Raw genomic sequence first — 15,043 nt, 5'->3', positions numbered from 1 at the left:
TTATGAAAAAAGTTATGAGTTTACTTGATGTATTTATATGGAATAGCGGCCTCAATATATCACGAAGTATGCAATATAGATTTAATTTTTTTACAGGGATGATAATTACTTTATTATTCACATTAACAGGACCACTGATACAATATTTATTTTTTACTCAAACAAAAGGATTTCCAGGATGGAGTTTACAACAGATAATTCTTTTTCAAGGAGTGCTTCTTACTACAGTTGGACTTCGAAATACACTCTTTGGTACTGCCAAGACTCAATTCATTGGATTAATTAGAAGAGGAGAATTTGATAGATATCTCTTAAGACCATTTCCACCTATGGCACTATTATTGGCTTCTTCTTTTAGCCTTGATGGAGTAGGAACTTTATTAGTAGGTGTAATCCTAATAATATATTCAATAGTGAAACTCTCATTAACTATAACCTTTTGGCAAGTTGGACTTTTTATAGTATGTATTATCTTTGGGCTTTTATTAAGTGCGGCTTTAGATATTTTACATTGCAGTATAATAATACTTACTGTAGCGGATGGTGGAGTGAGAGGGATAATGGAAGCTTATTTGAAGTTTTCCGAATATCCATTAGAGATATATACAAAGTATCTTAAAATAATGTTTACAAGTTTTTTGCCAATAGCTATATTCGTTTATTTTCCGGCACAGATTCTCTTGAATAGAATAGACATAAAACTTCTTATTACTTTTGGTAGTATTTTAATATTTTTTATTTTGAGTTCTTTTTTCTGGAAAGTAGTATTGAAAAAATATACGAGTGCAGGGGGTTAAATTATATATGAATGATAATATAATTTCTGTCAAAGGGGTAAACAAAACTTTTAAAGTTTCAAGTAGAAAAAAAGCGGGATTAGCTTCCTCAATTAAATCGGTTTTTAAAACAAACTATAAATATGTTGAAGCATTAAAGAATATTAATTTCGAAGTTGAAAAAGGGGAGATACGTGGTTTAATAGGTTCAAATGGTGCAGGGAAATCAACCCTTATTAAGACAATGACAGGCATATTATATCCAACAAGTGGAGAGGTTAACGTAATGGGGTATACCCCTTGGATTCATAGAGAAAAATATGTAAAAAATATAGGGGCTCTTTTTGGGCAGAAGACTCAGTTGTGGTGGGATCTTCCTGCCATTGATACTTTTTCTCTTAGTAAAAAACTATATAATATTCCTGAAGATGTATTTAAAAGAAATATAGATTTTTTTATTGAAATCTTAAATATTAGTGAGGTTGTAACGAAACCTGTAAGGCAGCTTTCTTTAGGTGAAAGAATGAAATGTGAATTTGTAAATGCACTCATTCATGAACCAGAATTAGTTTTTCTTGATGAACCTACAATAGGACTTGATATTATTTCAAAGGACGCAATAAGGAAGTTTATTAAAGATGTTAATAAAGAGAAGGGGACGACCTTTATACTTACTACTCATGATATAAGTGACATAGAAGATTTATGCAGCAATGTAACTATCATAAATAAAGGTGGGAAAGTATATGATGATTCTTTTGATAATTTAAAAAACTATTACGAAAATAAAAGAATTATTAAAGCTCAGTTATTAGAAGCACCTGACCCTAAAAAGTTAGACCTTTTTACTGTTAAAAGTTTTAAGAATTTGAGTTTAGAAGTTGAAGTGGATTTAAGTAAAAAGAATTTAAAAGAACAGCTCTATAAAGTATTAGATACATTTTCTATTCATGATATAAACATAAATAATATTAATATTGAAGAAGTTATTAAGGAGATTTATGCAAGTTGATGTATCTGAAGTATCATCATTATTTATTACATTAAATAATGACTTGTACTCTGTACTTTATTTTTGTTTTAAAGATTACCTGTTATAGAATAAGTGATTGATACTCCCTTTTGGGGTATCAATCACTTATAGGAAGTGTAAACCAGAAAACCACACCATCATCTTTATTTAAAACGCCACATTCTCCATTATGCTTGTGAATTATGCTATTAACAATTGATAGTCCCAAACCAGTACCACCTTTATTTCGTGATCTGGAATCCTGTGCACTGTAGAAGGCATCAAAGAGTTGAGGTAAGTGTTCCAAAGGAATCTGTTCTCCACTATTAAAGATTTCAACCCTAACTAAATTATTATATTTCTTAGCAGTAATTCGTAATATACCCTCAGGGGTAACATGACGTATACCATTGGAAATTAAGTTTTCTAAAACTTGAATCAATCTTCCTTCATCACCATTAATATTTAAGGTAGAAGGTATTTCCACTAAAAATTCAATGGGCTTTTCATTTTGCACTTGAGAATGCTTATTTACCATTTCTTGAATAGATCTTGATAGATCAAAATCCTTCATATGCATTTGAAAGATTCCTGATTCTATATGCATTAAAAATATAATATCGCTGATTAATCGATTTAAATGATCAGTTTCTTTTAGTATAATTGATGTGAATTCTTTTTCCTCTTTCTTATCTTTAGCCATATCAAGATGCAGTGACTCTGTATAACCTCTAATCAAACCTACAGGTGTTTTAAACTCATGAGATACACTAGCTAAAAATCTCTTTTGCAATTGTATTTCCTTTTCAAGATCAGCATTAACCTGCTTTAAATCACTAATGGTCCAATGAAGTTTTTCTGATATTCTATTAATACTTTCCCCTAAGGTACCAACTTCATCCTTTAAAGTTCCTTGATATCGTTCTGAAAAATCCAAGTGAGCAATTCTACTTGTTATTTCTGTTATCTCTAATACAGGTTTTACCATTCGTCGTGACATCAAATAAGCAATCAGTACTCCTATTATCAAAATACCAATACCAATAATAATGATGAAATCATTGGCAATAGATAGATTTTCACTTACTTGCCGCAAAGGCTTGGTAATCATTAAAAAATGGTCTTTTCCTAGTTTGGCTATTAAGGTGATGTCATATTGATCAATTTCTCCGCTTTTTAAGGTTTCATAGAATATTTTTTCATCTGTAAGCTCTTTTTTGTTTTTTAATATAAACTCTTTTTGAATCCTTGCCAGAGGAAACTTATCACCTTCTTGAAACTCAGGTGCCGATGAAAGCACTACATCATACTTTTCATTAATCACACGATACTTATATTCTGTATCAGAACTACGGCTTTTTAAAGCATTTAGAAATTTACCATTTGATAGACTGTGATATTCCTCTAATAATTCCTTATATTCATTAACAAAAGGTGTCTTTGTTTTGAATATATAGTATTTTTCAAGAAAAACAGTATTCACAAACATAAGAGATCCAATTAATATAGTTAATAAAAAAACTATAGCCAACATCCATTTCATTGTGATCGATTTCATTATTCAACACCTCGATAGCAATAGCCTTTATTTCGTAAGGTCTTAATACGTTTTCCTTCATCCCCTAATTTGGAACGTAGGCTCTTAATGTGAGTATCAACTGTTCTGGGATCACCAAAATAATCATATCCCCAAACATTATCCAAAATCTGTTCTCGAGATAGGACAATGGATTTGTTAAGTACTAAACACATTAATAGTTCATACTCCTTTGGTCTTAAGGTAATCTTATTATTATCAATATAAACAGAGTTTGTAGATTCTTCAAAAGCCATGCCTTCATCATTGAATTGTTCCTGCTTATTTTTACGGACTCTACGGAGTAATCCACCTACACGGGCAATAAGAACTTCTTGGGAAAATGGCTTGGCAATATAATCATCTGCCCCTTTTTCAATTCCATAAACCTCATTTGTGGCATCCCCTAGGGCAGTTAGCATAATAATAGGAATATTTGATTTTTCTCTAATCACATGACAGGCTTGCCAACCATTGAATTTAGGCATCATAACATCTAATATTACCAGGTCAATATCATTTTTGTTGTTTAGTATATCTATGGCTTCTTTACCATCGCTAACAGTAATCACCTCATAATCAGCCCTTTCTAGAAACATCTTGATAAGCCTTCTATAATTCGCTTCATCATCAGCGTAAAGGATTTTACCTAGCATCACATAGCCCCCTATTTTTTTGAAATAAATAGAATACCGCCTAAATAACCTATGGCGGTACTCTCTTGATATATTATAACATTTTTATCTTAATTATCTTAAATAAATTATCTAACTAATACTTATTCAAATAGATAATCTGTATCAATGATATCAGGCATATCAATTGGTTCAGAGTATAGGAAGGCTCCTTTAACTTGGTAATCATCAAGATTTCTAAGGTTCACTAGCTGCTCTTTTTGTTCCTCAGTTAAAGTTTCGTATACTTTGCTGAAATGAGTAGCGTAACTATGGACAATCGCACCATCAAGTTCACCGTATTTTCTTGACAGCTGCAGTATAGTTTCCTGATCAACATCCGTACCATTTATAAATTCACGTAATTGGCTAGCTATTTCTCTTCTTGTTTCAACGATTTCAAGGAGATCATCTCTTTGAATATCTACTAAGTCAGTAATTAACTTTTTCTGTTCATCAGTTAATATATTTAAAAACTCTTTACCGCTATCTCCTGTAATTGAAGTACTTATAGTATAATCAGGGTTACCCATTGCAGGCATATCTTTCATATAAAAAGATCCAAAATAAGTTCCATGTCTTTCAGGGCAGAAGTATGTGTCGCTGTCTACATCTCCTGCATACCAGCTGAACATCTCACTGGCATAAGTCATAAGTAAAACATGTTGTTCATGAGTCAAATCTTTCTTATCTATCTGATCTTCTTTTTTAGGCCATGTTAATGAACTGCCTGCAGCCATTTCATCAAGGTAAGCCCTTTGTTCATCATCCAATGAATTAATAATATTTCCAAGTACTTTGGCTCTATTATAGCTAAGTAATCCATCAATTTCATATAAGTTACTTGAATAATCGGTTACAGCATCAAGGTTTAAAGAAGTAGTATTACTAGGTAGATCATTTTTAAGGAGTCTGCGGAATGCATCCATTAATGGGAAACGATCATATCCATATTCTATAAGAAGTTCTTCCTGGTCAACTGCCAAAGATTTTAATTGATGAAGTTGATCATCATTTAAAATACTTAGAACATTATTTGCAATAATTGATAAAAAAGTAGTATTATGACCAAGTTCCCCAGCATCTACATCTCTAAAGTATTGAAAACCAAAGAAGTCTGATACTTTTCCAGGTGGAAAGAAGGAGTCACTTCCCAGTTCTCCAGTGAAGAATGCTAGAGCATCAAAGGCTATAGTATGCAACTGTGCATTATCTGAAATCGCTTGTTCAATAGAATAATTTTGTCCAAGGGCTTTTTCAGAATCCTCCTTTCTCTCAGGAATCTTAGTGTCGTCTTTTCTTTCATTTTTTTCAGAATCATTTTTTTTCTTAGGATTTTTATTATCATTTTTTGATTCCGGAGGTGGATCCAATTTAGTGATAACAGTTGGATCATAACCAGCTGCTCTAATGCTTTCTTCAAGTTCTCTACCACCTTTAAAGCCGGCGGACCTGAATCCTTCATTAATCTCCTTGGCTTCTTCTACTGTTAAAGTTGAAAAATCATATTTAGATAATATAGATTTAACCTTCTCTATCATATGTTCATCTGTATTTTGTACTTCTACATTTTGTTGCTCTTTAGATTGAGCAGCAGCTGACTGTAGTGTTAAATATCCAACACTGCCTAATAATAAACTTGGAATAAGCAATAATTTGATTAATTTTTTATTATACATAATTATCCTCCTTAAGATATTTTTTTCTTCTTGGTTTCTTAAGGTAATTGTAAAGAAGTTATGTGAGAACCATGTGAAAATTGAAAAATTTTTTTGGAATTTAGAAAATATCGCAAGGAGGGGAGAAATAAAGAAAAGCCCATGCTTTTTAAAATGTACCCTATAGAGTAGACACTATAAAAAAAGTCTACTTTATAGGGTATTTTTATGTATAATTAAATAAATGAGAATTCGGGGGATAAAAAATGAGTAAAAAGATATTTACAGAAGAACAAATAGAAACTTTGGCACAAAACAAATACGTAAAAAATGTCACTAATAAAGCAATTACGTATACTGATGAATTCAAAAAAATCTTTATAGCTGAGAATCAGAACGGAAAATTCCCTAGAGAAATATTCGAAGAATGTGGATTTGATGTAGATATCATAGGAATTGAAAGAGTAAGATCATCTGGTAAAAGGTGGAGAGCTGCTTATAGACATAATGGTGTATGTGGTTTAGCTGATACAAGAAGAAACAATTCAGGAAAGCCAACAACTAAAGAGCTTTCTTTAGAGGAGAAATATGCACGACTCCAAGCACAAAATAATTTACTGAAAGCTGAGAACGAACTTCTAAAAAAGCTCGATATGATGGAAAGGATGATGACGCGAAAGAAATAAAAATACTTCCTAAGGACAAGTTTATAATAATAAGAGATACAGTTAAAAAATATAACTTGAAAAATATGATTAGTTATTTATGTAATCTATCGGGCGTATCAAGGTCAGGATACTATAATTATTTTTCTGCAACAGCCATGGAATCAAGAAATAAGCGAGAGCTTTGTGATGAAGTAGCAAAAGACTTGATTTTAAAAGCATACAAGTTCAAGAATCGTAAAAAAGGTGCTCGTCAAATTAAACTGACATTAGACGGTCAGTTTGGTATTGTATATAATTTAAAGCGTATAAGGAGAATAATGAGAAAATACAACATTGTTTGCCCCATAAGGAAGGCTAATCCTTATAGAAGAATGGCGAAAGCCACCCATGAGCACAGAGTTGTCCCTAATTTATTGAATAGAGAGTTTAAACAAAATATCCCCGGAAAAGTACTGCTTACAGATATAACTTATCTAACGTATGGTAATAACAAAAGAGCATATCTATCTACGATTAAAGACGGTTCTACTAATGAGATACTAGCTTATAACGTAGCCACTAGCTTATCGCTAGATATCGCCACTGATACAATATATAAATTATTGAATAATAAAGATATTACTCTTGCCCCTGATGCCTTTATCCATTCAGATCAAGGAGCACATTACACTAGCCCCAATTTCCAAAAGTTAGTGAAAAGTTTTGGATTAGGACAATCAATGTCTAGACGAGGAAATTGTTGGGATAATGCACCTCAAGAATCATTCTTTGGACATTTTAAGGATGAGGCTTACATTAAATCATGCACAGCTCTGGACGAGCTTAAAGATGAAATAGATGAATACATGGATTACTATAACAATTACAGATATCAATGGAATTTAAAGAAGATGACTCCTGTATCATTCAGAAATCATCTTCAAGCTGCTGCATAGTCTTTTTTTATAATGTCCTTGACAAAGGGTACATTTTATTTCAGCATGGGCTTTATACTAGCATAAACTTTTGTTTGTAAACTGTCAACTTAAAAGCACGTGTGCTTTTTTATGATATTATTCCAACTACACAAGCGGTAATTAGAGAAGCTAAAGTTGAAACAAGTAATAACTTACCTGCATTCTTAGTCATAAATTCTGCCTTCTTTTCATCAAAAACCTTTAATGTTCCTAGTACCATTCCAATACTTGATAAGTTTGCAAAAGATATTAGGAATGTTGATATTATAGCTATAGACTTAGGTTGTAAAGTACCTATTATACTCTTTAAGTGAGCCATAGCTACGAATTCATTCGCTATAATTTTTTCTCCCATTATTCCACCTACAGAAACTATATCACTAGTTGGTACACCCATTAAGAATGCAATAGGAGCAAAAATCCATCCTAAGATAGTTTCTAAAGTTAAACCGTTTGCTACAGCAGATAATATTGTGTTAATAAAATGAATTAGTCCTAAATAAGCTATAAGCATTACACCAACTATAACTGCAGTTTGGAAACCTGTAGTTGCACCATTAGATATTGCATCAAGTAATGATTTGCACGTTGAAGCATTTTCGATATCTATCACGTCTTCTTCCTTAGGAATATTTACAGGGGTAAATAAAGAAGCCAATATCAAACCGCTAAATACGTTAAGAGGTAAAGCAACAAATACGTATTCATAAGGTATCATCTGTATGTACGCACCAATTATAGAAGCCGATACGCTTGCCATAGCAGAAACGCAGACAGTAAATAATCTGTTTCCATTTAAGAACTTAAACTGGGATCTAATAGCTAATAAACTATCACTTTGTCCAAAGAATATGTTATTTATTGCTTGGAAGGTTTCTATTTGTGGAGTACCTGTAACCTTTCCTACAATTTTACCAACCCATTTTGTTATAAATGGAAGTATCTTTAGATAGTTTAACAATTCAAATAAAGCACCGAAGAATACTAGATTTAATAATACGCTAAAGAAAAATGTAGCATTTTCACCTAGAGCTAGCCCTCCAAATACAAACTGAACTCCAGAACTAGCACTTGTAATTAACGAAGAAAAAACTGAATTTAAAGAATCAAGAATTTTTATTCCTAGTTCAGTTCCTAATACAAACCAACCAGTTAAGAATTGTAATACTAACATAATACCAATTGATTTGTAATGAATACCTTTTTTGTCATTAGAGAATATGTATCCGATAGTAAGAACTAATAATATACATATGAATCCTAAAACCATAGACATTTAAATTTCACCAACCTTAAAAATATTATTAATGATATTAGTTTAAATTATAACAACCTAAACAATAAAAAAGTCGACAAAAAACGACGACTTTAGTATTATAATATATTTTCACTAAAAAAACATTAAAAATACAAGATTTGTAAAAATGAAAATTTAATTAAGAAAATTAATTTTCTGAATTAGAAAAAAAAGCACGAAATTCGTGCTTTTCACATATCTTAGTTTTTAAGTTTCATTTCAACTGGTATAAGTTCTTTCCAAGTTTCTATAGCAGGTTTTATTATAGCTGGTCCTATTTTTGATATAAGAACTAATTGACAACCTTCAGGCTTTTCTTCACAAGGCTTGTAATCAATTTTTCTATTAACAACATCAACTTGGTTCCAACCATCATCTAATTTAACAAAACCTTTCATTCTGAAAGTATGTTTTGAAACTTCTTCTAAGTACTTAGTTAAATCTTCCTTATTAACAACACCTTCATAAGTTAACATTAGAGTTTTAGGTTTATTTTCTTTTGTATTAGTAGTTTCTTCAGACTCTGCCCATTGATTTTTAAGAAGATCTTCATTTAAAAAATCATAATTGAACTTAGCAAAGGAAGCTTCTTGAATAGTAGTCTTAGGGTTAATCTCTGTGATTTTTTCTTTAATTTTTTCTACAGTTTCTTTATCAACTAAATCAGTTTTATTAATAACAGCTAAGTGACAATGTTTAATCTGTCTCTCAACTGTCTCTAAATCTTCTAATTGATCGAAGAAGTGAAGAGCATCAACTATGCTGATTATTCCTTTGTAATCATAAAAATCACCTTTATTGTGCTTAACACCAAATAAGATATCATCAACATTAGATGGGTCAGCAAGTCCAGAACTCTCAACAAATAAATAATCTAAATCCAAATCAGCCATCTTACACATAGTATCAACGAATGAAAGTTTTAAACAAGAGCAGAATATTGAACCTCTATTGATTTCAACAAGTTCCAATCCGTCTCTTTTTACAATCTCACCATCTATACTGATTTTACCAAACTCATTCATCAATACTCCAACTTTTTTATCAGAAATATCATTTAATACACTTTTTAAAAAAGTAGTTTTTCCTGCACCTAAGAAACCAGAAAGCATGTATAATTTAATTTTCTTACTCATTTTTAACATCTCCTTAAATATCTAGTTTTAATGCACAATTGAGAAACACTGCTACGTAAAACATAACTGAACAGTTGAAAATGGAAAGTGGAAAACGATGGAGGTTTTGCTCCGCAAAAATATATATTATTGTTATATAGAGCAATAGGTGTTTACTCATTTTATCCAAAGATAAAATATTGTAATTTAGAATACAAGGTTTCATCAAGATGAAACGAGTAAACTATTCTTGTCCGAAGAACAATATGATTAAAATTTCTCGAAGAGAAATATCCTACGTTTTCAATTTTCAATTTTCCACTTTCAATTCGCTTTTCTAAAGCACAATAGTTTCTTATTACGCAATAACATTAAACAACTTCTATAATTATCTAATAACTTTACAGGTGTTTTTTTACTTCTTTAACTGAAAGCACTCTTCCAGAAGATTTTACTACTTCATCAACTACAAGAGCTGGTGTAGTCATTACTCCGTAAACAACTATTTCTCTAAAATCTTCAACCTTTTGAATATCAGCTGTAATTCCTAGTTCTTCTACAGCTTTTTTTACATTTTCAAATTGCTCATCACATTTAGAACAACCTTCACCTAGAATCTTAATAATCATAAATAACGCTCCCTTCATATTTATCTATAGTATTATGTTAAATAGGTATCCAACAATAATAATTGCTGTTCCTGTTACTGCTACAAATGTTGCTATTAACTTTGGTTTGATTACTTTTCTAAGTAGGATCATCTCAGGTGCAGAAAGAGCAGTTACTGCCATCATAAATGCAAGTGCTGTTCCTATACCAACCCCTTTATCTATAAGAGCATCAGCAATTGGAATTGTTCCAAGTGCATTTGAATATAGAGGGATACCACATATTACAGCCACAAATACAGCAAGTGGATTATCTGGACCTGCGTATTGTGATAAAATGTCCTCTGGAGCCCAGCCGTGGATAGCTGCTCCAATACCTATTCCTATAATTAGAAATAACCAGATTCTTTTAAAAATATCCTTAACATTCTGTATTGCAAAATTTATTCTATCTTTTTTCGTTAAGGTTTCAATTTCTTTACTTCCCATCTTAATTTGATAAACATATTCTTCAACTTGCTTTTCCATATGAAGCTTATCAATAATTATTCCTCCAAGAACACCAACTATAACTCCTGTTACAACGTAAATAAGAGCAACTTTCCATCCAAATGAAGCAAGAAGTATTACAAAAGCAGCTTCATTTACAATTGGTGATGTTATTAAGAAGGAAAAAGTAACTCCAAGAGGAATTCCTGCCTCAATAAATCCTATGAATAATGGTACTGATGAACAAGAACAAAAAGGAGTAACAATACCTAGTAAGGAAGCCATAATATTACCTTTTATTCCACCAAACTTTTCTAATATCTTTTTAGTTCTTTCAGCAGGAAAATAACTTCTAACGTAGGAAATTAAGAAAATCATTGTTCCTAATAAAATCAAGATTTTAATAGTATCGTAGAAGAAGAAATGAACACTAGAACCAAGCTTAGATTCCATAGATAGTCCAAAAACATTCACAACCAACAATTCTATTAATTTATAAAGCCAATCAAACATAATAACACCTTCTTTTAATTTTAGTTATGACAGTTACATTTTATTTTTAATGCCGTAGCAACTTCATCTTTTTTCTCTCGTATATCGCTTCTGGTATAGCTGCTTTTCTCATATCTTTTTAATTTTGATAAATCATTCTTGCACTGATCATCAGCTTGAACTTGTTCTATTAAATAGTCATAAAGTTTTTTATTTTCTGCTATGAATTTTTCATGGATAGTGTAATAAATCCACTGAGATTCTTTATATGAATCTATGATTTTTGCTGTTTTTAATCTGTTTAAATGCCTTGAAGCATTTGATTGAGTAATATCTAAAATTGTCTCGATTTCACATACACATAGTTTATTGTCTACTAATAGATTAAGAATTCTGATTCTTGTTTCATCACTTAACATCTTGAATATATCTACAAAGTCCATATTAGTTCCTCCTATATTACTATATCATTATATTCGCTTACACTCATATAGTACTCCTGTTTTATGAAAAATGCAACAGAAATTATAGAAAAAATTGATAATTTTTATTTAGATATGATTATATTGTGATAAAATGAGACCTAGAGAATAAAAAGTATAGTAAGGCATATAATGGATGAAATAAAGGGGGAGAAGTATCGTGGCTATCATTGGCATAGATTTAGGAACAACAAATAGCCTTGTTGCATGTTTTAAAGATAATGATGTAGTTATTATACCTAACTCATTAGGGGAAAGATTAACACCATCTGTAGTTAGTGTTTTGGATTCAGGAGAAATAATTATCGGACAAGCTGCTAAAGAAAGACAAGTAGTTAAACCTAAGTATACAGCAAGTGCATTTAAACGTTTTATGGGTACAAATAAGGTTTACAGACTGGGAAGACATACATTAACTCCAGTAGATTTATCTGCATTGATTATTAAATCATTAGTTAAGGATGCTGAGGAGTTTTTGAATGAGAAAGTTGAAGAGGCAATAATAAGTGTTCCAGCATATTTTAATGACCAACAGAGAAAGGCAACTAAAGAAGCTGCTATGCTTGCAGGAATAAAAGTTGAAAGATTAATTAATGAGCCTACAGCTGCGGCAACAGCGTATCATTTGCATGATTCAAAGAATGAGAAAATTGTTGCAATAGTAGATCTTGGAGGGGGTACATTTGATGTATCAATCTTAGACATTTTTGACTCTATTTTAGAGGTAAGGGCAATTGCAGGAGATAATTATTTTGGTGGTGAGGATTTTGATGCTGCCCTAGTAAATCATGTGTGTAATTCATTAAAGATAGATAAGGCTTCATTAACTCCTAAAGAATATTCAAGAATTAAATACTTAGTGGAGAAGTGCAAAATTCAGTTATCTACTAAAAAACAAACAAAATTGGAGGTTGAAGTAATGGGTGAAAGTCATGAACTTATAATAACTAGTGATGACTTTCAAAGAGTAGTAAGTGATTTATTAAAAAAGATTAGAGAACCTTTAAAGAAAGCAATTAAAGATGCTAATTTTAATCCAGATGATATAGATGAGGTGATTTTAGTAGGTGGATCAACTAGAATGCATGTAGTACGAAGCTTAGTAGGAAAACTATTTGGATTCTTGCCTTTGTGTCATTTGAATCCAGATGAAGTAGTTGCTAGAGGAGCTGCTATTTGTGCTGCAATGAAAGCTCGTAATGAGGATTTAAAAGATACTGTATTAACTGATGTATGTCCATTTACTCTTGGAATAAGTGTTGCGAAAGAAATAAGTGAAAATGAGTATTCCTATGATAACTTTTGTCCTTTAATAGAAAGAAATACAATGATTCCTTATAGTAAAAGTCAGATATTCAGTACTGTTCGAGATGATCAAAATTCTATACAAGTAGAGGTTTTTCAAGGAGAAAGCAGAAAGGCTTCTGAAAATTTGAATTTAGGGAAACTAAATATTAAAGTTCCTCCAAAGGGCAAAGGGGAAGCAGCAATAACTGTGAGATTCACTTATGATATAAACGGTATTTTGGAAGTTGAGATTAAATCTTTTGATACGGGAGAAGTGAAAAAAGCTATACTTTTGAATAATAATCAATTATCTGACGAGGAAATAGAAAAGCGAATGCTAGAACTGGAAAAAATAAAAATTCATCCAAGAAAACAGGATGAGAATATGTTTTTATTATCAAAAGGAGAGCGATTGTACGAAACACATCTAGGTGACTTGAGAGAACAAATTGCAAATGAACTGCTTTTATTTGAATCAGCTTTAGATAGACAAAATCCTGATGAAATTAAAAAAGCTGTAAAAAGAATTAAAGAGTTTTATGAATTTGTTGAGGTGAACTTTTAATGTGGTGGAATATACTTGGTGTAGAAATTGATTCAACTTTAAAAGAGGTAAAGAGAGCATATGCAAAACTTATAAAGGTCGCTTATCAATCAGAAGACCAAGAAGAGATAATTAAAATACAAAGTGCATATAAAAAAGCATGTGATTACATAAAATCGCAAAGTGAAAGTGAGAAAAAGGTTTTTATTCCAAGTGATGATGGAAGAAAAAAGACTCACGCTTTTGTTTATGAAGAGAGTAATTATAAAGATACTTATTATGATTATGAAGAAGATGAAGAGGAGCAAGAATACCATGGAGAGGAAGAAAATAAAGAGCTAGAGGAAAATAAAATATCTTGGGATGAGTTGGAGTTTACTGAGGATAATGAAAGATATAAGTATAAAGATATTGATCAAGATTTAAGACATTGCAAAAATATATTTGACCCAATCTATACTGATATGAATAAAAGGTTTAAAAGGGAAGAATGGGGACAAATTTTAGATTCTCTTTCATTTAATGAAGAAGAATATTTTCAAGAAAACTCATATAAATATTTTAACGAATATTATCAGCTTTCACATGAAATATGGCTTCTTATAGATGATAGCTTAGACTTAAGTTCTAAGGAAGAATTTATTTGGAAGGATAAAATATTAAATAATGATCATCTTGAATATTTTAAAAATGAAAATTATAGTTATGAACAGTTAGAAGAATTCTTTAAATTAAGGAATGAAGCATATGAAGCATTTTTAAACTGTGATTATGATGAGGTTTTGAAAATATGTGATGAAGTTGAAAAAAAAGAGATTGATATAGATAAACCATTTTTTCTTAAATTAAAAGGATTGGCATACTTTGAAACAGGGTATAATCAATTTAGTTTTAATGCTTTTGAAAAGTTACAGGGTTATGAAGGATATGAGGCAGAAGCTAAAAGATATATAGCAGAAATAGCATTGATAAATAATGATAATAAAAAAGCATTGTTTCTTTTAAAAGAAATTAAAGATGATGATATCAAGGTATTAAATGAAAAGAAGGTAATACAAGCTTTAAAAGGTTGTAAAAGGAAGTTAAAAAGTTTTATTAAACTAAGATCATATAATATAGGTATTAATTACGATAAATCTTTCAATTATAGATATGCAACTATAATTGAAAGATTATTATTGAAAAATAGATTGTTTATAATTAATGGATTTTATAGATCCATTTGTTGGTTAAGAGATGTGTTCATTCTTTTATCAATGGTTTTAATAATTTTGTTATTAGTTTTAGGTGTATTATCTATTGGGGTAATCTTAATATTTGGAGTTATCTTTGCGTTCCCTAAATTCTGGGGTGTTTTAGGCGTAATTTACTTTATTAGAAAAAAGAAAAAGAAGAAAAAGGGGCAGTAA

Annotated in this window: 13 protein-coding genes; 5 read left to right on the top strand and 8 right to left on the bottom strand. The window is 30.7% G+C overall.

Going from position 1 to position 15,043, the window contains the following annotated elements:
* Window positions 1–2: 2 nt before the first annotated feature.
* Window positions 3–797, top strand: coding sequence for an ABC transporter permease (locus OW730_RS22010; RefSeq protein WP_271226200.1), 795 nt, complete (start codon window positions 3–5; stop codon window positions 795–797).
* 7 nt (window positions 798–804) lie between these two features.
* Window positions 805–1,788: an ABC transporter ATP-binding protein gene (locus OW730_RS22005; RefSeq protein WP_271226199.1), complete on the top strand. Its 984-nt coding sequence runs from the start codon at window positions 805–807 to the stop codon at window positions 1,786–1,788.
* Between the two features lie 118 nt (window positions 1,789–1,906).
* Here the strand turns inward: OW730_RS22005 and OW730_RS22000 are convergent, their stop codons facing one another.
* From OW730_RS22000 to OW730_RS21990, 3 genes are all read right to left on the bottom strand, one after another.
* Window positions 1,907–3,346: a sensor histidine kinase gene (locus OW730_RS22000; protein WP_271226198.1), complete on the bottom strand. Its 1,440-nt coding sequence runs from the start codon at window positions 3,344–3,346 to the stop codon at window positions 1,907–1,909.
* Entirely contained in the window at window positions 3,346–4,020 is a 675-nt protein-coding gene (locus OW730_RS21995) for a response regulator transcription factor (protein WP_333781236.1), read from the bottom strand. The genes OW730_RS22000 and OW730_RS21995 overlap by 1 nt, the downstream gene beginning before the upstream one ends.
* 122 nt (window positions 4,021–4,142) lie before the next feature.
* Window positions 4,143–5,717: a Spy/CpxP family protein refolding chaperone gene (locus OW730_RS21990; RefSeq protein ID WP_271226196.1), complete on the bottom strand. Its 1,575-nt coding sequence runs from the start codon at window positions 5,715–5,717 to the stop codon at window positions 4,143–4,145.
* 245 nt (window positions 5,718–5,962) lie between these two features.
* Here OW730_RS21990 and OW730_RS21985 point away from each other — a divergent pair.
* Window positions 5,963–7,299 (top strand): IS3 family transposase gene (locus OW730_RS21985; protein WP_442945378.1). Its coding sequence is split into 2 segments (ribosomal slippage): window positions 5,963–6,344 and window positions 6,344–7,299, totalling 1,338 coding nucleotides; the frame shifts between segments, so codons are not numbered across the junction.
* 109 nt (window positions 7,300–7,408) lie between these two features.
* Here the strand turns inward: OW730_RS21985 and OW730_RS21980 are convergent.
* The 5 genes from OW730_RS21980 to OW730_RS21960 all read right to left on the bottom strand — a co-directional run bounded on the left by OW730_RS21980 (window position 7,409) and on the right by OW730_RS21960 (window position 11,764).
* Window positions 7,409–8,596: a NupC/NupG family nucleoside CNT transporter gene (locus tag OW730_RS21980; protein WP_271226195.1), complete on the bottom strand. Its 1,188-nt coding sequence runs from the start codon at window positions 8,594–8,596 to the stop codon at window positions 7,409–7,411.
* Window positions 8,597–8,817: 221 nt separating this feature from the next.
* Window positions 8,818–9,753: a CobW family GTP-binding protein gene (locus OW730_RS21975; RefSeq protein ID WP_271226194.1), complete on the bottom strand. Its 936-nt coding sequence runs from the start codon at window positions 9,751–9,753 to the stop codon at window positions 8,818–8,820.
* A gap of 380 nt (window positions 9,754–10,133) precedes the next feature.
* Entirely contained in the window at window positions 10,134–10,361 is a 228-nt protein-coding gene (locus OW730_RS21970) for a thioredoxin family protein (protein WP_271226193.1), read from the bottom strand.
* 24 nt (window positions 10,362–10,385) lie between these two features.
* Complete coding sequence (locus OW730_RS21965; RefSeq protein WP_271226192.1) at window positions 10,386–11,342, bottom strand: permease; 957 nt, start codon at window positions 11,340–11,342, stop codon at window positions 10,386–10,388.
* A gap of 20 nt (window positions 11,343–11,362) precedes the next feature.
* The gene (locus tag OW730_RS21960; protein WP_271226191.1) at window positions 11,363–11,764 is read right to left on the bottom strand and encodes an ArsR/SmtB family transcription factor; all 402 of its coding nucleotides are present in this window, start codon (window positions 11,762–11,764) and stop codon (window positions 11,363–11,365) included.
* Window positions 11,765–11,963: 199 nt separating this feature from the next.
* On the opposite strand from OW730_RS21960, the gene OW730_RS21955 reads away from it, so the two are divergent.
* Together OW730_RS21955 and OW730_RS21950 are read left to right on the top strand one after the other, a co-directional pair.
* Entirely contained in the window at window positions 11,964–13,655 is a 1,692-nt protein-coding gene (locus OW730_RS21955) for an Hsp70 family protein (protein ID WP_271226190.1), read from the top strand.
* Window positions 13,655–15,043 (top strand): hypothetical protein, encoded by a 1,389-nt coding sequence (locus OW730_RS21950; protein ID WP_271226189.1) that lies wholly within the window; start codon window positions 13,655–13,657, stop codon window positions 15,041–15,043. Before OW730_RS21955 ends, OW730_RS21950 begins: the two co-directional genes overlap by 1 nt.

Source organism: Oceanirhabdus sp. W0125-5, assembly GCF_027938815.1.
GTDB lineage: Bacteria > Bacillota > Clostridia > Clostridiales > Clostridiaceae > Oceanirhabdus.
Note: the sequence above shows the minus strand (reverse complement) of the source record. Positions and strands in the feature narration are given on the sequence as shown.